Origin of the sequence: Bradyrhizobium sp. CCBAU 21365, from assembly GCF_015291305.1 — a bacterium.
Taxonomy (GTDB): Bacteria; Pseudomonadota; Alphaproteobacteria; order Rhizobiales; family Xanthobacteraceae; genus Bradyrhizobium; species Bradyrhizobium elkanii.
In genome coordinates this window covers 2,439,941-2,465,936 of record NZ_CP030036.1, presented here as the reverse complement: position 1 = coordinate 2,465,936, position 25,996 = coordinate 2,439,941, and the positions used below count along the sequence as shown (strand labels likewise).

General features: G+C 58.9%; 25 protein-coding genes. 12 read left to right on the top strand and 13 right to left on the bottom strand.

All coding sequences use genetic code 11. The features are described 5' to 3' along the window. Positions 1-63: 63 nt before the first annotated feature. The gene (locus tag XI02_RS11410) at positions 64-414 is read right to left on the bottom strand and encodes a hypothetical protein (RefSeq protein ID WP_018270143.1); all 351 of its coding nucleotides are present in this window, start codon (positions 412-414) and stop codon (positions 64-66) included. 339 nt (positions 415-753) lie between these two features. On the opposite strand from XI02_RS11410, the gene XI02_RS11405 reads away from it, so the two are divergent. Continuing rightward, the gene (locus XI02_RS11405; protein WP_129964874.1) at positions 754-1,077 is read left to right on the top strand and encodes a hypothetical protein; all 324 of its coding nucleotides are present in this window, start codon (positions 754-756) and stop codon (positions 1,075-1,077) included. Between the two features lie 316 nt (positions 1,078-1,393). On the opposite strand, the gene XI02_RS11400 is transcribed toward XI02_RS11405, so the two are convergent. The 6 genes from XI02_RS11400 to XI02_RS11375 all read right to left on the bottom strand — a co-directional run bounded on the left by XI02_RS11400 (position 1,394) and on the right by XI02_RS11375 (position 5,290). Beyond that, positions 1,394-1,735 (bottom strand): hypothetical protein, encoded by a 342-nt coding sequence (locus tag XI02_RS11400; RefSeq protein WP_038379274.1) that lies wholly within the window; start codon positions 1,733-1,735, stop codon positions 1,394-1,396. 36 nt (positions 1,736-1,771) lie between these two features. Further along, a complete protein-coding gene (locus XI02_RS11395; protein ID WP_038379273.1) occupies positions 1,772-2,287 on the bottom strand; it encodes a hypothetical protein in 516 nt (171 codons plus the stop codon). A 252-nt stretch (positions 2,288-2,539) separates the two neighbouring features. Beyond that, positions 2,540-3,043: a hypothetical protein gene (locus XI02_RS11390; RefSeq protein WP_129964873.1), complete on the bottom strand. Its 504-nt coding sequence runs from the start codon at positions 3,041-3,043 to the stop codon at positions 2,540-2,542. A 38-nt stretch (positions 3,044-3,081) separates the two neighbouring features. After that, the gene (locus XI02_RS11385) at positions 3,082-3,738 is read right to left on the bottom strand and encodes a hypothetical protein (protein ID WP_334369631.1); all 657 of its coding nucleotides are present in this window, start codon (positions 3,736-3,738) and stop codon (positions 3,082-3,084) included. After that, positions 3,735-4,304 carry a hypothetical protein gene (locus XI02_RS11380; protein ID WP_129964885.1) on the bottom strand — a complete coding sequence of 190 codons (570 nt, stop codon included), beginning with the start codon at positions 4,302-4,304 and terminating at the stop codon, positions 3,735-3,737. Before XI02_RS11380 ends, XI02_RS11385 begins: the two co-directional genes overlap by 4 nt. 182 nt (positions 4,305-4,486) lie before the next feature. Next, positions 4,487-5,290 (bottom strand): glycosyl transferase family 28, encoded by an 804-nt coding sequence (locus tag XI02_RS11375; RefSeq protein WP_041482739.1) that lies wholly within the window; start codon positions 5,288-5,290, stop codon positions 4,487-4,489. A 424-nt stretch (positions 5,291-5,714) separates the two neighbouring features. On the opposite strand from XI02_RS11375, the gene XI02_RS11370 reads away from it, so the two are divergent. Next, complete coding sequence (locus tag XI02_RS11370) at positions 5,715-5,918, top strand: hypothetical protein (protein WP_018270132.1); 204 nt, start codon at positions 5,715-5,717, stop codon at positions 5,916-5,918. A 71-nt stretch (positions 5,919-5,989) separates the two neighbouring features. Here XI02_RS11370 and XI02_RS11365 read toward each other — a convergent pair whose 3' ends face one another. The 4 genes from XI02_RS11365 to XI02_RS11355 form a co-directional block, all read right to left on the bottom strand. Beyond that, positions 5,990-7,219, bottom strand: coding sequence for a glycoside hydrolase family 18 protein (locus XI02_RS11365; RefSeq protein ID WP_129964872.1), 1,230 nt, complete (start codon positions 7,217-7,219; stop codon positions 5,990-5,992). A gap of 643 nt (positions 7,220-7,862) precedes the next feature. Next, entirely contained in the window at positions 7,863-8,396 is a 534-nt protein-coding gene (locus XI02_RS11360) for a DUF2285 domain-containing protein (protein ID WP_245467055.1), read from the bottom strand. A 58-nt stretch (positions 8,397-8,454) separates the two neighbouring features. Next, positions 8,455-8,643, bottom strand: coding sequence for a transcriptional regulator domain-containing protein (locus XI02_RS46320; protein ID WP_038379271.1), 189 nt, complete (start codon positions 8,641-8,643; stop codon positions 8,455-8,457). A 1,246-nt stretch (positions 8,644-9,889) separates the two neighbouring features. Further along, entirely contained in the window at positions 9,890-10,186 is a 297-nt protein-coding gene (locus XI02_RS11355; protein ID WP_129964870.1) for a hypothetical protein, read from the bottom strand. A 430-nt stretch (positions 10,187-10,616) separates the two neighbouring features. On the opposite strand from XI02_RS11355, the gene aepX reads away from it, so the two are divergent. From aepX to XI02_RS11330, 5 genes are all read left to right on the top strand, one after another. Continuing rightward, a complete protein-coding gene (gene aepX / locus XI02_RS11350) occupies positions 10,617-11,528 on the top strand; it encodes a phosphoenolpyruvate mutase (RefSeq protein WP_129964884.1) in 912 nt (303 codons plus the stop codon). A 345-nt stretch (positions 11,529-11,873) separates the two neighbouring features. Further along, positions 11,874-12,674: a phosphocholine cytidylyltransferase family protein gene (locus tag XI02_RS11345; protein WP_038379269.1), complete on the top strand. Its 801-nt coding sequence runs from the start codon at positions 11,874-11,876 to the stop codon at positions 12,672-12,674. Between the two features lie 18 nt (positions 12,675-12,692). Then, positions 12,693-13,307 (top strand): CDP-alcohol phosphatidyltransferase family protein, encoded by a 615-nt coding sequence (locus XI02_RS11340; RefSeq protein WP_018270125.1) that lies wholly within the window; start codon positions 12,693-12,695, stop codon positions 13,305-13,307. 30 nt (positions 13,308-13,337) lie between these two features. Next, on the top strand, positions 13,338-14,474 hold the full coding sequence (locus XI02_RS11335) for a PLP-dependent aminotransferase family protein (protein WP_168856695.1): 1,137 nt from the start codon (positions 13,338-13,340) through the stop codon (positions 14,472-14,474). 131 nt (positions 14,475-14,605) lie between these two features. Then, positions 14,606-15,394, top strand: coding sequence for a class I SAM-dependent methyltransferase (locus tag XI02_RS11330; protein ID WP_129964868.1), 789 nt, complete (start codon positions 14,606-14,608; stop codon positions 15,392-15,394). Positions 15,395-15,470: 76 nt separating this feature from the next. Here the strand turns inward: XI02_RS11330 and XI02_RS11325 are convergent, their stop codons facing one another. After that, positions 15,471-16,829: an LLM class flavin-dependent oxidoreductase gene (locus XI02_RS11325; RefSeq protein ID WP_168856694.1), complete on the bottom strand. Its 1,359-nt coding sequence runs from the start codon at positions 16,827-16,829 to the stop codon at positions 15,471-15,473. Between the two features lie 851 nt (positions 16,830-17,680). On the opposite strand from XI02_RS11325, the gene XI02_RS11320 reads away from it, so the two are divergent. Beyond that, complete coding sequence (locus XI02_RS11320) at positions 17,681-18,487, top strand: class I SAM-dependent methyltransferase (protein WP_129964866.1); 807 nt, start codon at positions 17,681-17,683, stop codon at positions 18,485-18,487. Positions 18,488-18,676: 189 nt separating this feature from the next. Here the strand turns inward: XI02_RS11320 and nodU are convergent, their stop codons facing one another. Further along, positions 18,677-20,374, bottom strand: a complete 1,698-nt coding sequence (nodU, locus tag XI02_RS11315) for a nodulation protein NodU (protein ID WP_129964865.1) — start codon at positions 20,372-20,374, stop codon at positions 18,677-18,679. 1,613 nt (positions 20,375-21,987) lie between these two features. Here nodU and XI02_RS11310 point away from each other — a divergent pair. From XI02_RS11310 to XI02_RS11295, 4 genes are all read left to right on the top strand, one after another. Continuing rightward, the gene (locus tag XI02_RS11310) at positions 21,988-23,532 is read left to right on the top strand and encodes a carbohydrate porin (protein WP_246783618.1); all 1,545 of its coding nucleotides are present in this window, start codon (positions 21,988-21,990) and stop codon (positions 23,530-23,532) included. A gap of 357 nt (positions 23,533-23,889) precedes the next feature. After that, complete coding sequence (locus tag XI02_RS11305; RefSeq protein WP_129964864.1) at positions 23,890-24,201, top strand: type II toxin-antitoxin system HigB family toxin; 312 nt, start codon at positions 23,890-23,892, stop codon at positions 24,199-24,201. Next, positions 24,201-24,575 (top strand): type II toxin-antitoxin system HigA family antitoxin, encoded by a 375-nt coding sequence (locus XI02_RS11300; RefSeq protein WP_074274398.1) that lies wholly within the window; start codon positions 24,201-24,203, stop codon positions 24,573-24,575. The genes XI02_RS11305 and XI02_RS11300 overlap by 1 nt, the downstream gene beginning before the upstream one ends. Before the next feature lie 214 nt (positions 24,576-24,789). Then, positions 24,790-25,683 (top strand): hypothetical protein, encoded by an 894-nt coding sequence (locus tag XI02_RS11295; protein ID WP_129964863.1) that lies wholly within the window; start codon positions 24,790-24,792, stop codon positions 25,681-25,683. Positions 25,684-25,996 lie beyond the last annotated feature (313 nt).

Here is a 25,996-nt window from a genome sequence, read left to right as displayed (position 1 = left end):
CACGCATGACACAGCGCAGCTTGCGCTATCTTGCGGACCGATTCACTGCAAGCTGCGTGCCGGCTAAAGAGCCGCAAGTTTCAGCCGCTCAAGGCTGCAGGACCATGTCCGGTTGCCGACATTGGTTGCCAAGCAGACACCGGCGGCGTGGGGTTTATCGGGCTTGAACTCGGCGCCGCGGTTCGAAATAATGACAAGCTTCATGTCGGGTCGCTGGTTGACAACATCCGCCACCTCGTCCGAGGCAATAGAATGGGCGGGACCTGCACCGGCTCGTTCATCCAGCTCCGGCGGTATCTCGTGCAGCTGCTGGTTAAAGGCGTGCTGGTTTATGGTTTCATCTTGCTTCGCAGCGCCTGATGTACTGCCGTAAGCCAAGGTTGCCGTGTCGAGCGCATCATGAATTCGAACCATCTCAAAACTCCGTTTGACGATGTTTGCGTTTGATTCAGTCGCAGATCAGCTCCGAGTGATATCCCCACGACGCCAGGGTGGCAGAGCTAGCTTTCGGGAAGCTGAAAAACGCCGAGCCAAGTGGCTGTCGTTCAACGACTTGCGTGCACTCGTCAAGGCGGTGAAGGCCAATCCGAGGTGCGGACGCCTCATCCGCCGCGATCACGTCGTAGTCCTAGATAGGAGAACCGGCGGCGCATCTTCCCTACTATCGTAGCGAAACTTGCGATCGCGCGTCGCCGAATAGACGCTGGCACCATTTTCACGCAGATCCTACAAGGTTTCATCGAGCTCCTTGGCGTGCCCGAGGCGGCTGGACATCGGCACATTGTCTACGTCCATCAGGTCTCGTACGACTCACTTACACGGCCAGAAGCAGACCGGCTTATCGTCGATCATAATGCGGCCGGACGCCTTCGAGATGCGATTGCCCCCGATGGCGCGCGTCGCGGCATCGTCAAGCTTCCCCATACAATTGTGGTTGCCGATGCACTATTGGCGCTCGACTGGGCCGGCATCAACTTCGGCATCATCACCAACACAGAAGCTGGCGAGCAACGCCTTAGTGCCTCGTTAGGGCCTTCCCCCGTTGTGAACGACAGGGCAAGCGCCACGGTCTTCTAGGAGCATGTGCTCGGAGCAATCAAGAATATCGCCAACGATATTCCCGACGTCGCTACGAAATGGGCTTCGCGAAAGAAAACGAAGATCGACTGGTGTTTGATTAGCGCCAAGATGCAGAAGTTCGCGCTCGGCGACTATCTCGAGCGAAAATCGAATATCCTCTAAGGTGTCAGAACGGGCTGCCATTCCGCTTGAATCGTCACATCCTAAACCAGCAGAGCTGGTAGCGTGGACCGGCCAGAATGCCGAGCATTGCTATGCTTATGTCATGTTAGCCTTCGATGACTTTAATTCAGGGGCAGGCTCACAATCCAGCTTACTCATCTTGGCTTATTGAGAGCGCCTGCGCCTCTTCTCCAAAGAAGCGTCCAATTTCTTCATTATGGTAGCGAAAAAGCCAAGCATATTTGGCGCGCACGGATTCGTCATTCCCTGCAGACGCATAGGCGCTCAAAATTGCATTGCGGTGCTGCCTCGCCCAGTCTCGACACGCGTTCTGCCAAGCTTCGGTGCGCATACGATCCCGACCGTCTTGGTCTTCCGCCTGATATCGATCTCGGTCCTCACCGCTGATCGTAGGCTCAATCGTGTCCAAGCAGATTCGAAGGTAGTTGATGAACCATTGGGTCTGGCCATTCGGAAGGTTGCTGTACTGCATCAGCGTTTTCGGGGTCGGATCGACATCATCGCTGTACTATTTGCGATGCGGGTGATCGGAGAGATAAGTCTGGAGATCGGGCGTGATGGCAATCATGGGAACGCACGCGGCATGCTCAAGCCGGTAGGCACGAACCAGCGCCGGGCTGATGAGGGTGTCCTTTCGCCGGTACCAAAACCCCAGGTCAACGCCTCCACGAAGGAAGATGCCGCGAAGCACGCAAGTGCCTTGGGCCCAGGCGTAGCTAGTCAGCTCGCTCATTAGTAGGTCGAAAGTCCCTTCAGAATCGGCGACCTTGGAGTGCAGAGGGACAGAAATAACAAGGCAATCGGAAAACGCGAGAACCGTCTTGCCGACGATCTTGTGTTCTTCCCGGATGAATCTGTCAGTAGATTTATGCTCGAACTCGTTTTGAACGTGTACAACTTCGTCATCGAGGGCGCGCAGCTGCTCCTCGTTGATTATTGCTTCCACGCGAGCCGAAAAGCCAAGGAGGTCAATAAAAGCAAACAGCCCGCTCTTTAGATTTCGGCGCACTATTTTGTTTGTCATGCCTGAACTTCCGCACGAATCAGCAAGTCAGATGCTCTGCTTAGGTACTTCTCACGTAAAAATTGTCATGGTGACCGCGAATATCACTATCTCGCGGGCTGCCTGTGAGGCGGAATTGGAGGAGACTTCGGTCGTCACCTTCGGCTGCCACGGGAACGTCTTGCTCATCCATGAAGCGGATTTGTTCGCCGGGACCTAGGTCTGCCCAGAATCCGTCGGTAGCTATCAGCAACTCGCCTTCGCCTTTGGGCATCATGGCCTCGGGAAGCAAAATTCCCTGGCGCGAAAACTACGTGTCAGGAGATGACGCGCGGGACGGTCGGCTATTGACGCAATGGATGTTTCGCCGGTTACGCTGGCAAGCGTGTGTGGCCGGCTCAGCCACTCAATGCCCCTTTTCGCGTTACGCCGTCCCAGCAAACAGTCGCCGGCGTACAGAGCAAGCGTCGCGTCGGGCCGGATATTCACGATCATATAGCTGGCAGAAGCTTGAGGGTATGCTTCGGCCACGATCTCATGAATCTGTCGCAAGCGCGCAGTAAGCGTTTCCGCCGTCAACTTCCCATCGGCGGCGATATACCAATTTATCAGCTCCTGCGTAATCTGCTGGGCGAACTCTCCGCTATTGTGACCGCTTGTTGAACCATCCATGACCACGCATAAAGCCTCCTCAGCACGTATGCCGACCCCTCCACAATCTCGATTGTACTTGGTCCTGGTACCGGCTTGGCTGAGCCAACTGACGTCGATTCCCATCTCAGTCACCAGCGCATTCGCTTACGATTACGAAGCGCTCACGGACGATGTCGATACGCCCTTCCGGGCCGCGCAAGAAAATGATCAAAGTCGGGATGCTCGAGTAGCGGCGCGAATTGCTCGGCAATGAACTGGCGTATGTCGGCATCGGCTTGCTGGATTTCCGCCACCACCTCCTTCCGGCCGTCGATGACGAGAAGGATGTCTTCGAGGTCGCGGCTCGCGAGCAAATCACTCTGACCACGCCCGAGATAGGCTTCCAGCTTTGTGGCTACAAACAATTCCGGGCTGAGACGCTTGATATTCAGCTCATCGGTAAGGGGCACCGTAACCGCCGTCTCTATCCCTTTCGCATACCAGCGGTTGCTGAATCCGAGAATATCCTCGTCGTCGGGCATGAAATCGACTTTGAGATCCCCAAGGCGCATCCGGCAGATGACCGTATCGTCCTGCGACTCCGCAAATCCCTTCTGTCGCAACTCGTCCTGCAATTTCGTCCATTCTGCAAACCCTACGAGATCGACGATGAGGTCGACATCGTCCGTCGCTCTGACACCCTCAAGGGTGATGTCGTCGGTGATAAAGAGAGCAGTCGTGGATCCCCCCACAAACACCAACCGTTCGCGAAGTGCGCTGCCCAGCGCCGTAGCGACCGTTTGGATCATTTGAAGCAATTGACCTTTGACGGTAGTCATTTTTTCAGAAGGCTTTCGGAAAGACGTTCCCCGGCCAGGCCTGCCTCTCTCTGATTGCCGAGCCGGATCGCATCGATGAGTGACAGATATTCGTACAGCCGATCATCTTTTTGAACAGCTTCCGGCACGCTCTTAAACAATGGCGTAACCGATTGCCCGATGTTGTGTCCGTCCGCGAACGGCCACACGTAGATGTATTCTCCTCCGCTGACCAAGAGGCTTTTAAGCATAGGTGCTGCAAAGGCCGTCGGTATGCCGCGCGTCATGGCGCCGGGCTTTGCCGGAAAAACGAATTTCATGCCATGGATGATAAAATTATTCAGATCGCGGCGATTGGGATTTGCCCGCCCCGTATTCCGGTCCTTGATCGCAAGTCCCGATGAGAGGCTTCGTTTGATTGAGGCGTTTATTTCCGTCTTGCTGATTCCCAGAAGCGCTTCCAAGTTGCGAACTGAATACGGATCATCGCCCTGAAAGCGCGGCTGAGGCTGTCTCGGCGTGGGCTCGTTTTCCCCTTCCTGAAGGCTGACGAGCTTCAAAAGAACGACCAAATCCTGACTCTTCATCCCGTCCATCCAGCCGTCCTCTGTCCTGGGACTGAGGACAGTACACCGTAATTGGCCGCCCCGCGTCAATGGAAGGTTGTCTTGATTACATTATCTACCCTGAGTCATGAATCTTGAATTGCCGTAAGTTGATGAAAAATATGTACTTTTGTACGAAATTGCAACGAAACACTTGAAAGCATTTAATCTACCGGTTCCACGTCCGCGGTGATCACCGCGCGGGGACAATCGGGTCGCGTAGACCAGGGAGCCTGCCACGACCTTGACCAGCTCGGTACATCGAGCAAGGGACCGATATAACGGAAACTGCCCGGAAGGGCGTCTGCCTCGAAGTCGAAGGCCTGGCTGATTGCCAGCAGAACTCGATCAGCCTGGTCGAACAAGTCCATAGCGTCCGAAAGAACAGGAAGGCCGAAATCGACGCGAGCTCTATTGAGGATAGGAAGGGACGCATTCATCGCCGCAGCGAGCGCGGCGGAGGCTGCTCGGACTTTGGCGCGCTCTGCGGGCGTTTTCGGTTGCCCCAATCCGGAAGTCGCAGGCGGCATTCCCGGAAGAATCCGGATGCTGACGTGAGGCGAAAGAAACGCGAAAGGCACGCCACATGCCTGCGCCCCGACCGCCGCGCCAAATAGGAGGTCGAGACCGAGGACCGCATCTGTTGGCACGCGGCCAACCTCGTCGCGAATATCGGCCGCGTATGCAGAGCAAGGCTCGAAGACGACCCTGCGCATGCGATCTCGCAGGTCCGAGACATCCGTTGGATCCGCGGCCCGCCCCTTCGGGGCGCGACGCCATGTCACGAATTCGAAATCAGCGGCCTCGACTTCTGTCCGCATCGCCGGATCGGCGATCACCCGGACATGATGACCATGACGGCGCAATCGGCGAGCCGCCGTAAGCAGCGGACTGAGATTTCCCAACGTGCCCCACGAGGCGAAGAGAAAATTGTAAGAAGTCACCGATCCCCCTTCGCAGTCGCGCATTCGAAAACTCTCCGCCCCTCGTCATGCAGGCACAACTCGAACTCGCGCGTGCGCCGGCCTGGGACGCCGCATGCGAGCAGTTCAGCAAGTGGAAGACAGAAACGTGTTGCCCGCAAACACAAACGCCTCGGACTTCCGACGCGCTTGAGCGACGGGCGCAGCCTCTCAAAGAGAACTCGAGCGACGCACCGCGACGATGTCCTCACGCGTGGTGCGTCGAAAAAGAGAAGCGTGAAGCTCGTTATTTTCAGATGATTCATTGCGCCGCGTGTCGTTTTCTCTCATAGCCTCAAAGCCTACAGGCTCACGCCACGTGAGATTCAAGCTGTCTTTTTCCGGTCTCGCAGTCCTCATTCCAATCTGTCGCCGGCGAAGTGCGCCTCCGCGCACTCCTGATTTTCGGGGGAGAGAAGCAAGCTGCCAAATGCACTGGTACCGTCATCTGATCCGCCTGACGCAGCCCGCCGGGATCTACAACTTCGCCGCCCAGGGCCACACCGGTCCGCAATTCTGTGCCTATGTCGCATCCCGGCAGAAGACGACGCGCATTGCCGCCAGCGTGCCTCTCGAAACGATGCCGCCTGTTGCCGGATTCCGACATTGCTGGTTTCAACCGGCGTGGCCCTGATCTCACAGCCCTTTATTCCGCGGCTGACTTCGTTCGATAACGTGCTTCAGCGTGACGCGATGACCACAATGCTATTCGGGCGTTCCTCCGGGAAGGACGCGGAGTGCCGCGAGCAGCGAACCGTCATCAGCGAACAGGTCCCAGATCATGATCCCGGCGAGTCCACGGCCCGCCGCGTACATCGTCTTTCGTGCGATGGAGAGCGGATCGTCGTAGCTGATCCATATGCGCCGTTCGGCGTCATAGAGCCAAGGCACCTGGGCCTCATCGCTCCAATACCTGCGAAAGCCCAACTCTTCCGGTCGCCTGGCAACGATATCCCGATAATCGATGCCGTCGCTCCCTCCCCACTCCTCGCTCGCCGCCGCGCCCTTCTGGAACAGCCCCCCGTTCTCCTGCGGAACGTCCGCAACAGCCCGGCCATAGAAAGCTACCCCGAGCGCTACCTTGGCAGGCGGTACGCCGGCCCGGATCAAGGCATTCACACTTGCATCGACATTGAGATCAGGATCTGGATCGCCGGCGCAGGCGAACAGCGGAGCGTTGAAGCCGGCAAAGGCCGAGCCGGCGCGATAGTCATAGGCCATCAGATGAAGCCGGTCGACCAGCCGGGCCAGGGCGGCCGCCTCCAGATTGACAATCTTGTCGGGAACGGCCGACACAGCGACGGTAAGCTCCAACTCCCTGTGCTCCGATGCAGAAAACTCGTCAAGCTGTCGGCGCAATTCCGCTATCAAGAGTGTGAAATTCGGACGATCCTCAGGGTGCACCAGGTTGTCCGCACGTCCTCCCGAGACGGGAAACTCCCAATCAATGTCCACACCATCGAACAGGCCAGGATAGGGCCGAAAGAACGCATCGATCACGGATCGTGCGAACCGCTCGCGAGAGAGCGGCATGGCAGCGGCGGCCGAGAAATACTTCGATCCATTCCAACCGCCCAGCGAGATCAGAATCCGAAGCTGCGGATTGTCCCGCTTCAATTCGGCGAGTTGGGCGAAGTTACCGCCGAGCGGACTCGAGAGCGAGATTCCATCGCAGGCTCCCGCGTCAAGGCAACGATCCGCAAGTTCGGCCAGTCCCTCCGTCGAAACGGTACCGAACGCATACATCAAGTGGGTCAGCTCGCGAACCGGAATCGTCCTGATGCCTGGACCGCCTGCCCGGGCCTTCCACGGGGCGACATAGCCTGCGATGACGGCGCTCCGGGCCGGCGCGGTCCGTCCCTGTTGAACCAGCGCATATCCGCCCACAAGCGCAGAAAACCCGCCCAGAGCGAAGGTTCGACGATCAACTGCCACGGCCTACGACCCTTCCTCTCAGATTGTATCCTGCTTCAAACGACAAGGTGGTCTGCGCGACGGATGAACAGTCCTGCTTCCGCGCACCTGTCGGCTCAGAATGATCAGCCCGAATTTCACCTCGCCAGACGGCCGATTGATCCATCGATCCCGAGCGCGCGCTCCAGGTTGGTTGCACCAGACGGCCTGCCGCATCCCGGTCTGAAGCTGATTGAACCGGAGCCAGCGCGCAAGGAGTTGGCAAGAATTCGGATACACGCGAACCGTTCAATGGGACGAGAGCATAGCATGGCTGCAAGGTCTCGAAACGTGCCTTGGTTTTCGCTTGACATAGCTCTTCGCACAGTAGGCACGCGGAGGTGTTCAACTGTCCGACAGGCCTGGCTGGTCTGCGCCGTGACATTGCGGACGGCCGATGATGTCTCATTCCGGCTTCGCCCGCCGTTCATTGAGCTATGGTCAGCACCTTGATGCCCTGCGAAAACCGCTTTGCCTGAAACAGGGGACGGCTTTCCACAGCAACCACGATACCGTGTCAAATCGGCGTCCATAATCGCTCGCCAAATGATCACGCCATGCAGACGCTGGTCGAAGACCGACCACGCCATCGCTGCCGGGCAGAGCAGCCAGCCTGTCAGCGTGCTCAGGAGGTGTCGTCCTTGTCCCGGCGCTTGCGACGGAGCAAGTCACGATAGCCGCCCCGCATGAGACGCAATCCCGTCTGGACAAGGCGAATGGTCCGGCTGCGCAGATCGTGCGTTTTCCAGCCTCGATCGGGAATGCGGGGATGACCAAACAGGCCTTGCGCGATCTTGCGATAGCTGTTGCCTTCCAGCCACCCGTCCATTGCACGCAAAGCGAGGATATGCCGATGCCGGGTCCCGGTCGATTGAGCGAGAGGGGCCCGCCCAAGAGGACGCTGTTCGAGCGCCAGCCAGAACCGGTGCGCGGCCTGCAAGCGGAGATCGAAGTCGCGGTCGAGCGGCAAGTCAACGGCAACCATTGATCCGCGCCCGGGAAGTTCTTTCAGCCAAAGCCGATGCCTCGCGCCTCCGAGGGGCACGATGGCGTGCCATCCATCCGGCGCCTCACGAAGCTCGCAGCCCGCCAGGTCGGCGAAATCGAGTTCGTACGGCCTGGACGCAGTCGGGCAGATCGCCGTGCGGATCGTCAGCACGGTCGACAATGCCTCGGGCGACCAGAAAACAGCTTGTTGGTCGAACGCCTGTTCCGGATCAGCCGCGAAACGTCAGCCCCCACTTCCGTCGGAAGTGATCCGTCGCGCTGGATTGTTTGCTCCCGAGGGCCTTGAAGTCTGCTTGATACTCACGATCGCGGCGTAGCCACTCCCAGGCTATGTCGTCCGCCTCGGCTTTCCTGATATCGTGATATGCGCGCTCTGATCTCCAGTCCGCACCTGACATTTGCACTATTTCCCCGCATCTTGTGAATGCACGCGCAAGGAAACTGCAGGCCTGTGACGATTTATGGTTGCAGTCGTATAATCATTCAACGTTCCACGCACTTTTGCGATGGAATGATCAACTTTTGCGATCTGAAGGCTCCGGCTTCCGCTTCAGATACCGTCACACCTCACTTTTGTTGCAGGCCGGCGCGGGACGTCAGGACGGGTCCGGCGCACCATCCCCGGCCTGACACACCGAAAGGATCATGTGCAGCTTCCGCGCCTCCTGGCGGCGGGGGCAATTCGGCGGCCGACGTAGCCGGCTTCTCCGGATTTGATTACGATTGTGGGTCCTAGTCGTCCGTGCAGCGCAGATCAGGCGATGTCGCCGACCGCATGCGGTCTTTTTTCTGACGGGCCGGCGAGGATATTCACTCTGATTGCGCACATGATCGCTGATCACGTTTCCAGGGACTGCTCCCGCACCGTCGGCTGGCTACCCGGAATGACAACGTCGGTGCATTTTTTGTCGCGCCATGTTGCATGTCAGGCATAGGGCGAGACGGACAGCGAAACACCGGAGCGCATGAGAGCGCAGACCGGAACAGGACGGTCTTCGATCATTTTGAACACCACCAACCCGCGTTGCGGAATCCTGCCCGCTCGATTCCGGAAATGGTGTTCGAGGATCCTGTACAAGTTTGCCGTTCCAGGACGAAGCCGAACCTGTGATGGACCCGCCACCGGGCAGATCCGGCGCCGGCCACGACTTGCAAGACGAACCCCGTAACGACGAAGCCCGGCACGGCAAAGAGCAAAAAGCGGGTCCAACCACGCACCGGCGCGCTCGGGGAAGCAACGCTCCAGGAAACGGCACTGGCGCAGCGGGCGCGCCGGGCGCCGGCGCTTCGGCCGGGAACGCACCGCGATGCCGTGCCTGGCCGGCAATGGCGCGCGAGCTGGATGCGTTGTTCGACCAGAGATCGCAAGCCGGGGGTTTGGCGCGATAGATCGTCTGGATTCTTCTGCACAGGGGATGCCCTGCCGGCAGTAGAGTCGGCCATTAACGCTTTATACCATTTGGGCGCAGTCGGTTACTGCTGCCTCCATACGTGCAACGTATCCGGACTGTCCGAAGCCGCACGGGCTTCGAGGTGCGGGAAGACCGCAGCTTGCCGCGACATATATCAGGCGGTCCATTCAGGCAGTGAAATACCAGTACCCGCACGTGTAGCGCTATATTCCATGCTGCTGGTTGAGCAGCTTCAGCCCGAGACGCGCGTTCCACCAATGCGGTCGCGGCCCGGCCCGGCTTGCATCGCCTCGGCCGCATGTTCGGCCGCCGCGGCTACAGCGCTAGTTGCCCGTTCGTAGTACGATTGCAGCGATCGGAACAGGACATCCAGAGTGACCTGCCGGTTGAGCTTGGCGCCGAGTTCGCCAGCGAAACTATCAAGCGCATCATATGCGGCAATCACGGCTGAAGCATCGGCTTCGGTCGGCTCGTTCCCGGCTAGCGCCGGGACGAACTGAAGGAGCCAGTCGACCGCCGCTGCCCGCATCTACAGGGATTGCGGCTGAAGACTTGCGGAACGAGCAGCGGAAGCCGGCCGCTGACGACCACGCTGTCGTTGCCTGGACTCGAGGCCGATCAAGGGGAGCCCTCCCGCCCGGCTCCGGCGCTGTGCGCCTCCACAAGCCCGGTTAGCCCCGCCTGCGCGACACAGCCCGACGAGCGCGGGCTGCGAGTGAACTGACGGCTCGCGCGTGCAGCTAAAGACCACACGCCAGAACTCTTGGATCTCGAGCGGTGGCCGGCAATTCAGCAGGCGGTCAACTACCAACGCTGATCATTGATCCAGATGACAGCCACATGTCACCTTCACTGACGAACATCCGCCAGTTAAGCGCACAAGGATTGGCATGCGGGCTCTATCACCTACTGTCCTCGCCAACGGCCGCATCCGGTCCACCACCCGGTCATTTGCCGAGATGCTGCGCGCGCAGGTTTGCTGCAGTAGCGAAATTTCGTTCCTCATGGAAGCGCATGATGGGCTCTCCGCCGCGATCGCCGGACGCGCAGGTTTCAAGGGTCTTTGGGCATCGGGCCTGTCGATTGCCTCCTCGCTCGGATATCGCGACGCCAGCGAAACATCCTGGAGCCAGCTCGCCGGGGTCGTCGAGCGAATCGTGGACTCGGGCCAGCTGCCGGTTCTGGTCGACGGGGACGGCGGCTTCGGGAACTTCAACAACGCCCGTTTGCTGGCCCGCAAACTCCGCCAGTGTGGTGCTGCCGGCGTCGCACTGGAAGACAGCTGCTTTCCGAAGACGAACTCGCTCCTTGGCGACCGGCATCCCCTTGCCGACGTCGATGAGTTCTCAGGCCGCCTGCGCGCCGTAAAGGACACGGTCGCGGACGATCTGATCCTCGTGGCCCGGATCGAATCGTTGATCGCCGGCCACGAAATCGACGAAGCAATCTCCCGCGCCCACGCTTATGCCGAGGCAGGATCTGATGCGATCCTCATTCACTCGCGAAGGACCGCCGCGGACGAGATCTTCGCATTCACCAAGGCCTGGCAGAACAAGCTGCCAGTCGTAATTGTTCCAACGAAGTACTATCGAACGCCGGTTTCGGCTTATCGCAGTGCCGGCATTTCCACGGTGATCTGGGCCAATCATTCCATGCGCGCTGCAACAGCGGCAATGCGGCAGGTCTGCAGTCGCATTGTCGCCGAGGAGAGTACTGCCGGTATTGAGCCTGCAATTGCGACGCTCGATGAGATCTTCGAACTGTTCAGGTACGACGAACTCGCTGATGCGGAAGCGCGATATCTGTCCCAGAGACGACGCCCGGAGCGCCATGAACAAAGCAGCAATGATTTTGAAGGATTGCTGTCATGAAGTCGTCTGGCGTCCGGTCCGGAGCAAACGACTCAAGGTTCTTTTCGACCGGCATGACGTCGAACGACAGACAGCCTGTCTCGTCGTACCGCCGTGCCTTACCGGCATCCCTAATTCTCTCAATCGCTTCACCGTTTGAAGGGCTCGCCGTCCATCCGGAGCGGCTGCTCTCCAGGATGAACGGCCTTCCCGAGTGGAATGGTGATTAGCTGCGCTTCGCGCCACAGCAACAAACACAGCCAACGCGCTGAACGAGGCGTCAGACGCCTGGCGCAACGCCCGGCTCTCTCATCGAAGTCTGCGACTCGAATTGATCCGTGGCCCGGGACAACGAAAGAGAACCGAATGGCAAGCACCGCTCCCAGACATGCCGTCGTTCTTGCCGCCGGCGCCGGTTCCCGCTTGCGACCCCTGACCGATCTGCGGCCAAAGCCATTGGTCGAGGTCAATGGAACGCCGATACTCCACAACGCCCTGCGACGTCTAGAGGCGGTCGGCGTGCAGGAAGTGACGATCGTCATCGGTTACCGAAAGGACGCAATTCAATATGCGTGCGGCAAGCGCTTCGGCAAGCTGAAAATCGACTACGTCGAGTCTTCGGTTTTCGATCGCACGGGCAGCGCATACTCGCTTTGGCTGGCGCGCGACGCGCTCCTGCGCGGCGACATCTACCTCCTCGAGGGTGACGTCTTTTTCGAGGAGGACGCGCTGCACTGTCTTGCCCGCGGCACATCTCCTGACGCAGCAGCCGTCGCGCCATTTCTGGCAACAATGCAAGGATCTGCAGTCCTGCTCTCCGAGTGCGGGTTCATCTCGAGCTTTCGCATGAAACAGTCCGGCGCCGACCTGCCGGCTGGCGGGCCGATGCTTTTCAAGACACTCAATCTGTTTCGACTCTCGGAATCGACCCTGCGGACGACGATTGTGCCTGCGCTCAAGGACATTATCGGTTCAGGAGCTAATCAAGCTTATACCGAAGAACTGCTGGCGTTTCTGATCGAACGGCGCGGCCTACGGCTCGCGGCAGCGCGATGCGATCATCTGCGCTGGTGGGAGATCGACACGGCCGACGATCTTCGCATCGCAAGCAGCCTGTTCGCCGACGAGAGCATAACACGGCGGCAGGCCGGCCCCCGAAATGATTGATTGCGACAAGTGAGTGCCATGCTCCGGTATCTGCTCGATCCGGCTAACGCGATCACAGCATCGGGCATGATATTGTCCGGGGTCGCCTTGTCTCTCGTGACGGACGGCCGCATCGAACTTGCCGTTGCAGTCGCACTCTGGGCAATGCTTGCAGACCATCTCGACGGGATTGTCGCACGCCGGATCCGGAACCGTTCAGAAGCAGCCGCAACGATGGGCAAGAGTCTCGACGGCTTCTCTGATCTCATTTACGGCGCGGTATTTCCCTCGATCGCGTTGCTGCAGTTGCACGGCGTCACCCTGCTGTCTGCCGCTGTGGGCACCACGCTGCTCGTCGCAGGTGCCCTCCGTCTGAGCTACTTTGGAATCACTGGCCTGTCGACGGATCGTTGCTTTACGGGTCTGCCGTTATCCTATGACGTTCCGATCCTTGCACTCCTCGTGCTGGCAGAGCCCTTTGTGCAACAGCCATTGTTCTCATGGCTGCTTCCCGGCACCTTTGCCACACTCGCCGCGTTGCACGTTTCATCCATTCGGGTTCCGGCCCCGACCCGATCGATGTACATCGCAATTGTTCTGTTCAGCGTCGCGGCTTCAGCCGCTCTGTCGATCCGTGCGCTGTTTTTTGCCTAGCCGGATCCCCTCATGCGCCAGGAGGCACCAATGCGCAAGGACGTTATCGACTTGTCACGAGCGGTACCACCGGTCGTTCCGGCCCTGGAGGCCGCGCTCGCAAAGAGCATCGAGGCACGAGTTTACCGTCCTGACGCCGGAGGGCTTCTGAGAACAAACCGGCCGCGCGGAACAGAGGAGGATCGAAGAACCGGGGCGGAATGGATCTCCCAGCGCCTCGGATTCACGCCGGACATCGACCGCATGATTGTCACCAATGGCACCCTGAATGTCCTGTTCCTGCTGCTGAACCACCTCGTGGGCAGAAGCGGCACATTGCTCACCGAAGAGATGACGTATCCCAACATGCAGGCGCTGTCCGGCATCCTTGGCTTCAATATCAGGGGAATACCGATGGATCGTGAAGGGTTGAAACCTGACGCGTTCGAGGATGTTTGCCGCAAGATCGACACGTCCAAGGTTCTTTACACGATTCCTACTGTGCAGAACCCCACGGCGGCCGTGATGTCATCCGGAAGACGCGTCGAGATAGCCACGATAGCGCGAAGATACAACGTTCTGATCATCGAGGATGACGCGCAGGCACTGATGGTCGAGGACGCGGGAGCTCCGATTGCAACGCTCGCTCCGGAGCTTACCTGGTATGTGATGGGGCTGGCCAAGACAGTCGTGATGGGAATGCGGGTGGCGTTCCTGATGGCTCCGCGAGCAGGGGATGCCGCCGCATTGATGGAAAAATTCGGCAAGATGTCGATGTGGTTTGTGGCGGCACTGCACGCCGAACTTGCCCAGGCCTTCGTTGCGAACAGGACCGCACATGAGGCAACAACAAGCATCCGCAAGATCGCCGCCTCACGGCGCCGGATTGCCGCAGAGGTCCTGCAAAGGCCTGATCTTGCCGGCGGGCCGCTGGGACTTCACGTCTGGGTCCCGACCCGACCGGACGCCAGGAGCCTGGCGAGCGAGGCTCTGGCGGCAGGTGTACTTGTGCGCCCAGGTTTTCAGTTTGCAGCTGAACCGGTACCGACCGGAGCGATGCAGGGACTTCGGGTGTCATATTGCGAAACACGTAACGAGGACGATCTGCGACGCGGTCTGGCGATCTTGGCAAAGATCATTTCGGCCCGGAACGCCTGGCCGGATACTGCGGCTACCTCCGGTCATTGATCGCTGTGCGGCGGTCCGGCCATAACAGTTTGCGAGATCGCGACTGACAGGCGCCCGTCGGGCGGAGATTACCACCCCGGCAGGCTCACTTCACGGCAGCTGTTGCAGGATGAGGACGAGGAGAAGGCCGCATGACGGAAGCAAGCGAACTGTTTCGCGGAGCGGCGCGCTACTACACACGACACAGGCTCGGCTATCCCGAAGATCTGTTCCGATCATTACTTCGCGTCTGCCGGCTCGCAGACAGGAGCCGCGCGATCGACCTCGGTGCGGGGACCGGACAGATCAGCATTCCCCTTGCCCATTCGATTGCGGATGTGCTGTCCGTCGATCCCAATGATGAAATGATCGAGGAAGGCAGGCGAAGGGCGAAGGAAAAAGGACTTGCGAACATCCGGTTTGTGGTATCGCGATCTGAAGATCTTCCCGAACCTGCGCCCTTGTTTCACATTGCGACGATTGCGAGCTCATTTCACTGGATGGAGCGAGACAGGGTACTTTCAAAGCTGTGCCGGATGCTGGAGCCGGACGGATGCGTTGCGATCATCGATCGCGAGCGGCGCGGTTCGCAGCCCGACGGATGGACCACAGCGATGTGGAACGAAATGAGAGATTTCTGGGGAGGGAGCTTTCCGGCGGGTCCTGGGACCGTCCGGCAAATGACCGTGTCGCACCTTGAGATGCTCCAGGCTTCCGCCTTCAATGAAGTAACAGAACTACGTCACTACTACGAGCACAAATGGAACATCGATGATCTTCTGGGTTACCTTTATTCCACGTCTGCAGGTGCTCCGGGTACTCTGGGTCCTCGTCGTGACGAGTTTGCGAGGCGCATGCGCCGCCTGCTGCTGTCCTGTTCACCCTCCGGCTCCTTTGTAGAACAGGGCTACATCACGACATTGCTCGGATACAGACCCTGATCGTCGCAGGCCCGTACGCCCGCCTGTCGCGCTTATGCCTTCGCGCTTCCCACGCCCTGGAATAGCAGTCGCCTCTTCATGGACGTCCGCTTCCGCCTGCGCGCAAGAACCCGTTGGGCGGCCGCTTCAAACCGATGTTCTCTCTCAGGGTTTGTCCGCAGTACGCGGATCTGAATCGTCCCCGTCTGCGCAATTCGGGGACCACAAGCCCGATAAAGTCCTTGAGTCCGCCGGGAACGGTCGCCGGCATTACGTTGAAGCCATCGGCTGCACCCTGATCAAGGAACTCTATCATGACATCTGCGATTTCGTCCGGTGTCCCCACGATCATCAGGTGGCCTTTGCTGTCCGATATTAAGTCGATCAGCTGTCGCCAGGTCATGTTCTGCCTTGCCGCCACCTCGAGGAGCAGTTTCTGTCGACTCTGGACGAGATTTGTCTGCGGCAGGGCCGCGGGGACCCTGGCGTCAAGATCGATCGCGCGCAGATCCGCAACGGAGCCCAGCACGCGATCTGCCAATCCAATCCGGGCATCGATGTGCGTATAATCTTGCAGTCTTCGGAGGATCCCGGAGGCCTCCTGCCTCGTTCTCCCGACGATCGGGACAAGGCCCGGCATGATCAGCACCTCGTCCTCTTCCCGCCCGAGGGCGTGCGCTTTCTTTCTGATCGTTGCGTAGAACCTCTTGCCACCCTCCAGAAACGGCTGGGCGGTAAATACGACCTCGGCGAATTCTGCAGCGAACGACATTCCAGCTTCCGATGCGCCGGCCTGGACCAGCACGGGATGCCCCTGCGGCGGCCTTGCGACGTTCAATGGACCTCTGACTGACAGAAATTGCCCGCGGTAATTCAACGGGTGCAGCTTGGTCGTATCAACGAAAATGCCCGTCTTCTTGTTGCGAATGAAAGCATCATCTTCCCATGTATCCCAAAGTCCCCTGACGACCTGGACGAACTCTCTCGCGCGCGCATAGCGGGCGTCGTGATCCGGCAGCTCCTCCTGGCCGAAATTGCCGGCCTCGAACTTATGACCCGAGGTAACAACGTTCCATGCCGCGCGGCCGCCTGACATGTGGTCGAGCGAGGCGAGCATGCGTGCGAGATGATAAGGCTGCTGGTAAGTCGTTGTCGCGGTCGCGACAAGGCCGATGCTTGTGGTTCTTGACGAGAGCGACGACAGGAGTGTGATTGGCTCGAAGCCGTCGTTCCGGCCCGCACGGGCTATTGCCGCCTTATCTGGTTCCATTACGCTTGGCGTATCGGCCAGGAAAATGAAGTGAAATGCGGCATCTTCGGCGAGCCGTGCCAGAGATGCATAATGATCGATATCGATTCCGCCATTTGCGGGTACCTCCGGATCCCGCCATGCGCCTTCGTGATATCCCGCCTGGTTGAGAAACAGCCCCAGCTTCATGTCGCCCCTTTTTGGCATGCCTGTCTCCAGTTCGAAGAAAATTCGCCGGCGCGGTGCCCGTCAGCTGTTCATTCGAGCCAGGGGCCCGCGCCGGCCGGCAGGCTCAGGTCGTCCAGATTCACTTTGGTCCCCGAGCCGCTCCCCTGACAAGGCGTGCAGAAATGCTGGAGGGATATGTCCTCGATCAAGTACATCGAAATGTCGAACCACTGCCGGTCTGATTACTCCAGTTGAAAGACAAACCTTGAAATCGTCACCGCTGAACACTGGTAGGCCTGCAGATGCGTTCCGGCCACACCGCTCAGCGGGATTCGCAGGCGCAGACTTGTTCACCTGACAAGCTGATCGCGTGTTGCCCAGCGGAAAGCGTAGCCGGAGATTGCACCATTGCAGGCAGTTGACGAAACCGCCTGGCGATTGCGAACGAATGTCGCGTCTGCCGAAGCGACGAGGATTGCGCTGCAGTCAACTACCGTGTTGAGCAATTGATGCAGCCGGCGAAACGTGGCATCGGTCGAAAGGAAGCTAGGACCAGAAACACAAGCTCCGCACCGCCTTGACCACCGTCAGTTCACACATGCGATCCGCCGGATGCAAGCTGCAGAAGGAGCCGGCGAGCGGAGCCACTTCAGCCCGCAGCGTCAAGGTCGCAGGGGGCTCCCGGGAGAAACGATCCGGCGCCTGCCAGGCCAGTCGGGGCCCCGGACCAACAGGAGCCTTCTTCCCGGACAGCAGCGCTTCCGGCGACTGATTGCGATAATGGCAAATTGCAACACTGAACATTTCGATCCATGGCCGGCGGGTTGCTGCCCGATTGCCCGGAGGGCGGCGGAGTATACGGGGACCAGAGCAGATGTCCGGAGGCAGTCATGTTTGAAGCGAGTGAGATATTCAGTGGTGCTGCGCCCTACTACGCGCGGCACGCCGTACCTTATCCGGAGGATGTCTTCAGATCGTTGATCCGGCTTTGCCGTCTCACCACGAGTACTCGTGTACTCGATCTTGGTGCCGGCACGGGACAGGTCGGCCTTCCCCTGGCGCAATCCGTAGGGAACGTGATTTCCGTCGATCCAAGCAGCGAAATGGTCGAGGAAGGGAGGCGAATGGCAAGCACGCGTGGAGTCAACAATCTGGACTTCCTCGTGTCGACGTCCGAGAACCTGCAATTGCCCGCCTCATCATTTGACCTCGCAACCATTGCCCTCTCCTTCCACTGGATGGATCGGGCCGCGACACTGGCAAAGCTGTCACAAATCGTGAAACCTGATGGATGCGTCGCGATCATCGATCGCGTGCGGGAGCATTCCGAACCTGGAGAATGGTACAATGCAATGGTGAACGACATTACCGACTTCTGGGGCGGCAGCCTGCCCGCCGGTCCCGGAGGTGTACGGCCAAGGCTGACAGGATCGCATCGGGAAGTCCTTGGCGCTTCCGATTTCAACGAAATCACGGAACTTCGTCACGACTACCAGTATCACTGGATCATTGATGACCTTCTTGGCTGGCTGTCCTCGACCGCAATGGGCGCACCAGGCACTTTGGGCCCCCGTCGCGAAGGGTTTTTGACGCGCATCCGTCAGCTTTTGCTGTCGCACTCGCCGTCGGGCTCTTTCATGGACCGCGGTCACATCACGACCTTGATCGGATACCGATCCCGAAGCAAAAGCCTCTGAGCGAGCGCTGGCTGATTTCCGGTGTACGTCCTGCAGACGTGCCGACGGAGCTCCGTCGGCAACTTTCCATGCAGGTTCGAAAACAGCGATTGTTGCGCTGGCCAGACAGCATCAGGGCGATCGATCGAGATCACAGTCATTCATGACGCGTTCTGATTGAGCCCGCCGGGCGAGGAATACGCAATCGCCCTATCCGGAATGGCGCGTTTCGCTCACCCGAGCTCTGGTCCAGAGCAGGCCCTCGCTCCATATGTGTCCGACACGTCCCCACCGGCAGGCAGCCGCAACGTCGGGAAAGAAGCCGCATCCATGGTGATTGGCGCTCGTATTGCAGAGCAGCGGAAGCCCCGTAAGCCTTTCATACTCGACGAGAAGTCTGGCGACCGTGTGCCGGGATTCGCGGGGGACTGTCTGCAATCGCGCGGACCCGTCGAGGTGCACCACGGCAGGAATCCTGTTTCGCAGTTCAGCCAGCGTCTGGTGCTCGAAAAGCATGTAGCGGTCCGGCGTTCCGGGGCTGAAAAATTCCGGTGCCCGATCCTCAAGGCAAATCGGCGCCACGGGTCGGAAATGCTCCCGGCATTTGATGCCGTTGAGATGGTTCTTCATCGCAGCAGAGGTGGCGGCAGCAAGAATGCTCCTGCCCCCCAGAGCTCTCGGTCCGAGCTCCGCTCGACCGTCAAGGAAGACCACAGGGTGGTTGTCTGCCAGGATAGTGGCAAGTTCCTGCATGCTGCAGGGCGACGCCTCCCATTCGCTTGGTACATCGGCGCGCTGCAGGGCCGGACCGCTATAGACGGACCACTCCAGCGGCATGAAACCCCTGTCTGCCGCCAGCGCGGAGCAGGCGGCACCGATTGCCGAGCCGCTGTCGTTGGGAAACGGCGGCACCCAGACAGCATCGAACAGGCCTGACGCACGCAGCGTCGTATTCCATTTGATGTTGAGACCGCAACCGCCGGCAATACAAAGATTTCGGATCCCTGGCAGGTACGAATGGCGCTGCAAGGCAGCCGTCATTTCCCGGACGAGCATACGCTCGAGAAGACAATGAAATGACGCAAGCACATTTTCAGGCGAGTGATCCCCCAGTCTTGCGATGCTGACCTCGAGGAGGTCGTGCCACGCTGCAAGCGCGTAATCTATGCTTCCGACCTCTCCGCGGTAATTGCGACCGAGCCTGTCGTCCGCCGCAACACGCTCCTCGTAGAGCTCCTGAAATACCGCCACGACCGCTTCATCAAAAGACCCGAGCGCGATATAGGCCATCACCTTGCCGGCAATGCTGCGGTCCCCGCCTCCGGAGCGGTTCGATCTTTTGTAGGGGCCGAACTTGTGGCCAGCCAGTACATAGGCATGTCCGATCACCGGAAACAGCGATTCAACAAAGCGGGCCTCGTGGCGCTCTACATGATAAAGACGCGGAGGTATGCCGCCATCCCACACAAGACAGACAGCGGGTTCTCCTGTCTGCGCAAACGGGCTGGTGCAGTACGCCGACGCAAGATGCCCTGTCACATGCGGGTAGCTCCTGTAAGGCAGGACTTCGCGACCGAGCATCAGGCCCGAGCCTTCGCACGCAGCCAGCAGACCACTGGCGTATGGCTCAAGATAGGGCGCCGCCGTGAGAGTGACAGGCTGGTTACCGCTGACGACACCGAACCGCGTCTGCGGGTCACCGGGCCAACCGTCGATGACGTACGCATCGATGTCCTTCGGACCAAGACCCTGCGCGGCCAAGGCGACGACAATGTCATCCAGATTGCCAATGTGCAGGTAGCGCGGATTGTTACCCCGCTTTTCCTGCTCGATACAGAACACAAGGCGCCCGTCCTCGACGAGGGCGATTGCCCCATCATGTGTCAATTTGATACCGCAGATGCGCATCGTGCCTCCGTCCTGTTGTTGCGCCCCGCCCCGGGTTCAAGGATCGAAGCGGTCGCGACTGCTACAGATCACTGGACTGCCCCCAATCGACATACGCGTTACGCCGGCCGCTACTGACGCTCGTTGCGTTTGCGTTGTCGCATTCCGGATCTGGAGCGATGCAGTATGCAGGCCAGGTGCAGGCTGTCAGAATCGCTTGACGCAGGAGGCCGATGCCGCTGCTGCAAAACCGCGTGGCGGATTGCGCACATCGGGAAGGTCGATTACGAACAGCGATGGGCGAGGTTGGCCAAAGCCCGTTTTCGATCTTTCGATCTGCTACCGTTCAGGCATCACAAATCAGTACTGGCGGCCGAAGCGGTCTTCGCCGATTGCGCGCGTTCACGAACAACGTGGATCATGCTGGCCTGGCGAGCGGCCGTCCACCTGTCGGCAGAATTTAGGCGGCATTGGAGCCTGCGCCCCCATCGCAGCAGCCTATGCTGACTGACAAAGAGCAATCCGAGCGGTTCACGGGGACCGCGCGGGAACTCGGGATGGACGAAAGTGGGGAGAGCTTCGAGAAGGCTATGAATGCGATTCTAGGCGACAATGATAAAAATAACTCAAGGCAAATCACCTAAACCATTGAAATTTCTGTTCATCTTTTGTTGTACACCTTGGGATCATATTGACCCACCATATGTTGGTTAAGTACGGTCATTTGAACTAACTGGCGAGGGTGCGTCCATGACGTCCAAGAAGCAAAGCGTCGAGTCTATGGACGCTCTCGGGCGTAGCATCGAAAAGAATCTTTCCCGAGAATTTGACCAGTTCTATATCGAGCAAGGTCTTGCTTCGGAACATAGCATCGCGGTCAAGAACGATTTCTTTCGCTCTCTCGATCTAAGCCGATTCAGCATTAGCGCAATTGGCGGCCGTCACACGACTGAGTGTGCATTCAGATCACCTTACAGAAGAAGAAGTAGCGAAGGTTCTAGACCTCGTTAACGAGGCTGAGCTACGGCGTGCGTAGCTGGCAAACAGGACCTGTGACGCGTTGCTCGTTCCGCTCCTCGCCGGCTCCTCTCAGGCGCAAGGCTTTCTGACGCTCGCGCCCGCCGCTGGGCCCACATGCAGCTGTGAGCTGCACTTCCATCCGGCCGGTTGCAGGAGACCAAGAGCGCCGATCCGGGCAAGCGCTGATGAACTGACGCCGGCTCCGTGAGACACCAAACGCACACAGGCAGACTCAACGAAGATCAAGTGGCGCGTCTCACGCCTGTCCTGCACGCCGGACTCAACTTCACCCGTCAGACCGGGCGTGACCGAAGCTCACGGTCACGATCTGCATAGTTCGGATTACATGGAGAAAACGCAGGAACAGATCTGCTTGCGTCGGGACAGGGTCTTTCCCCTCCGCTTGAGGTCGCTTGTTGCAGGCTCCCCGAACCATCGCATCTTCCTGAGTTCGCATCGAATTAGTTGATTATAGTCATCCATTTGTAGCGCTCCGGATGCGATGGATCACGCGCCAAGGGTCCTATCTGTTCGGGGGTATTATGCGAGTCAACATCAAAGACCGTGCTACGGACGCAAACGTTCGGCACGTGTATCACAGTGAGCCGCTGTACGTGGCTGCAGACAAAGTCCGGTTTCGACCAGTCACAAAACAGGGCGGCCTCGCCATCGCGCTGTCGACAGCAGCGTGGCTCGTCTGCAACCCGCTGCCGGCACAGGCAGCCAGCGTTCAGGACCAGAAAAGCGATCCGCGGGATGAGGCCGGCAAGCAAGCGTCCGCGAAAACAGGGTCGGCCCGGGGAACAGATCATCACCGGAAGAAAGCAGGCGCCGCGTCGACCTCGCGATTGCAGACCGGCGTTCAACGGCGCAAGGCGAATGAAGTTGCGGACAGTTACACGATTGAAAAGAAGCCCGATCCGTTCGCAAAATTCCAGAACCTCCGCGAAAAGGGACTGGTCGTCAGCATACCCGGGCCAGCCGATACAGTGGTTCAGGATGCCGGTGGCGTGAGATCTGCGCTGGCCGAAGTCGGCATCGGCTATCTGTTGTGGTCGCAGGTCACCTATACAAACAATCTTCTGCCGAATTCGGCCAGAAGCACCATCGCGAACCAGCTCTACAACGGGCAAAATCCGACGTTCAACACCGTAAACTACATGTGGGTGACCTATGATCTCAGTCGATATGGTATTCCAGACGGCCAGATCGTCGTGGGGGCCGAGGAGCAATCCTGGACATGGCAACCTGGCGGGCCGGATCGACTGGGCATCAACACGATTTCGTACTATCAGACTTTCTGGGACAGGAAGCTCGAACTCAAGGTCGGCTATCTCAGGAATTCACATGAATTCGCCGGCACGGTGGTTGGCGGAAATGCGGGATCAAATGTTTTCGGTCCCTCGTCGAGCATACTTTTCCAGGGAGGCCTGAGCGCCGCCCCGGCACCGACCCCGGCTCTCAACCTGAAGTACAATTTCGATGATCACCTGTACACCAAGGTGTCCTTCCAGCGTGCCGACAGTCCGGACGGGCTCTTTACCCAGATCACCGAGAACCCCACGGGCCTGAACTGGAGCACGACGCATGCCGGCGTTCTCTACCTTGATGAAACCGGCTATCTGAACAAGGCTGCTCCAGGCTCGCCGCAGACCTGGCTGAGGGCGGGGGCAGGTTACAACACCAGCAGCTACAAAAGTCTGGCGCTTCCAAATCAACAGAGAACCGATCCGAACACCTTCTATTACATCGCCGCGGACAGGCAGTTCCTGCAGACGAATGTTCAGGACTCGGCATCTCGTGGCATCTACGGCGGATTCTCGGTCATGGGAGCTCCTCCTGATCTGAATACGGTCAGCCAGTACTATGAGCTACGCTTTTATGTGAACGGACCTTTCGACTGGCGGCCGACCGACCAGATTTCCATCGTCGCGACTGACACGGTGTGGAGCAAGCTGGCGGTCGACGCCGCGCTGGCGAAAGGAAAGCTCGTTCATCGGGACAGTCAGGCAATCGCGGCCACTTACACCGCCCATCTCGCACCGGGAGTCTATACAAGCGTAGGACTGACCTACATCAACAATCCAACCAGCATCACGTACACCCCGCAGATCGGACATGCCCTGAATTTCTCCGTGTCAACGAACATCTTCTTCTAGGCGGGTACTTGTCGAACGGGCGCTGCCGATCAGGAGGCGATCGAGCGGCAGCGCCCGCTTCGGCAATGTGCTGCCGGGCCGTTGTGGTCAGTGCGGGAACTCGAAGGACCCGTAGCTACGCCGGAATGAAGTCGGGGAGCTCAGGCCGCGACGAGCTGCGGCACGATAGTGGTCCAAGATGATATGCTTGTCGACGACCTTGTACCCCGATGGTCTGGTGTTCTTGACGGCTTCGATCAGTTCCTCGAACTGCGTTAAGACCCTCGTTCAGTCATCAGTATCGAGCGGGTGACGTGATTTTCCCAAAAATGGAACTCTCCTCTTCCATTTTTGGGAAAATCATGATAGTATCCTTCCATGCTGGTAATCGGCACGGACATGGTTGAGCGCTATTTTTCCGAGCGCTCTGGTCATCGGGGCATCGACGCGGCGCGCGCTCAATACAGGGCATGGCTGGCGATTGCGGAGGCTTCGGACTGGCGGACGCCGCAGCAGGTGAAGCGATCGCATCCCAAGGCGAGCATCCTGAAAGGCGGACGTGTGGTGTTCAACATCAAGGCCAATGACTACCGCCTGATCGCCGTGGTTCAGTATCGTGATGGTGTATTGATGATCCGCTTTTTCGGCAGTCATGAAGACTATGACAAGGTGGACGCGGAGACGGTGTGATGAAGGCAACATTGATAATTATCCAGAACCAGGCCGATCATGAGGCGGCCAAGGCGCTTGTCGGCAAGCTGATGCAATCGAACGAGGCTGCCGATCGAGCGCGCATGGTAGCGCAAGCTCGCCTTATCGAGGCGTATGAACGCGCGCGCTGGCCGCGCAAAGCACCGCCGTTGCCGGATTTGCTGACCTATCTGGTGGAGCAACATGGTTTGACGCGCGCTGATCTTGTGCCGCTTCTGGGCACTGCGAGTCGCGTCAGTGAGGTCATGTCCGGCAAGCGCGAATTGAGCATGACGATGGTGAAGCGTCTGCGCGAACGTTTCCATATTCCGGCGGATTTGCTGATTTCCGCGAGTGGAAGTGTTGCGGCTTAGGTCAATCGGGACCATGACTTTCGTTACTTTTCGCGGATCAAGCGTGACGGAAGCCCTTCAACTCGACAAGCGAGGCCGTAGAGTTCGGAGCCAAGCAAGGCAGGACGTTTGCCGTCGATCCCGGCTGACACCTGATCCAGTAGGTCCTGGCGAGCCGACTCGCCAGTCGGCACATAGCCGTCAACGTCGTTTGCGAGGCTCTACAAGGACGCGAATGAATGAGAACAGAGCCAAGGCAGTCCTTCGGGTGTCGATCGCGGAACCCCACGAACTCGCTGACCATCGGCTCATCGAGAGGATCGAGGAGCCAGTGAAGTCCATGTTGGACAGCAAGACGGTCTATAGGGCCTCGTCCGTCAAGGCGATCATCATGGCTATCAAGGAGCGCGCCCTATCAGCCGATCCGTCACGGTCGATCGCGGACCATTTGTGGAACGCGGCACGCAGACTCTGTCCGCCAGTGCCGTGGCCGGCCATTATCGAGCTGATCTTGTCTGGAGACATTAGGGTCGAACTCCTTCGGGATGAGGGAAACGAACGGCGGAAGTGGGTCGCGCCTGTTGACGTCGGAGATTTCGTGACCGTTGTTCGGCTGGAGCAGGCCAAGCGTCCTGCCGTGCCAAGTGCCTGGATGACCAGAAGCCAGGCGGCTGAGATGCTCAATATTACCGAAAGTTCGGTCTGGAAGGTTGCTCGGGCGGGGTCCCTGGCGAGCAAGCGTGAAGGCCGTTCCGATGTGGCAACCACGGTTCGAAAGTACATCTTCCTTCCGGAAATGCTCGAGCGCTCGCCCTTCAATGTCGCGCATGAAGTGAGCCGCTGGCTAAGGTCGGTGGGCATCGAGCCGATCTCCGAATGGAGCAAAAGCGTCTTCCCAATCTATGATAGGGCCAGCTTTGAGCGTGTTCTCCCCTCGATGCCTCCCGCGCTCAAGGAGATCGACCTTCAGGAGAAGACGTCAAAGCGGGTGTCAACGGACGTGAAGTGGAAGGCCGTCGAGCAGGTCAAGACGGGGCTGAGTCCGTACTTCGTTTCCAGACGTCTCGGCGTCAGCGCGAAAGCCGTTACCGAATGGGTCGCGCACTTCGACGAGTATGGGGACGTATAGCATGCCGGCAAGCTCGAGGGCCATGAGGACTACATCCGTTCGGCGATCGAAGCCGATCCCTCCATAAGCGTGCACGCCTTTTGGCGGGCCTTCAAGAAGGACAGGGTCCAGGTCGGGTACACCATCTTGGCCATTTGTCGCGGATCTCGGATATCAGCGCGACGCTGCAGGGCGACTCGTCCTCAAACAGTGAAGCGATGTCCCGTTCTAAGCGAGGAGCGTCTATTGTCGATATTCACGTGATCGGCACCGGCGATCCGCGGCTTCGCGTTCATTCGGCATGTTCACGATTTCTTGGATCGGACAGCGAACT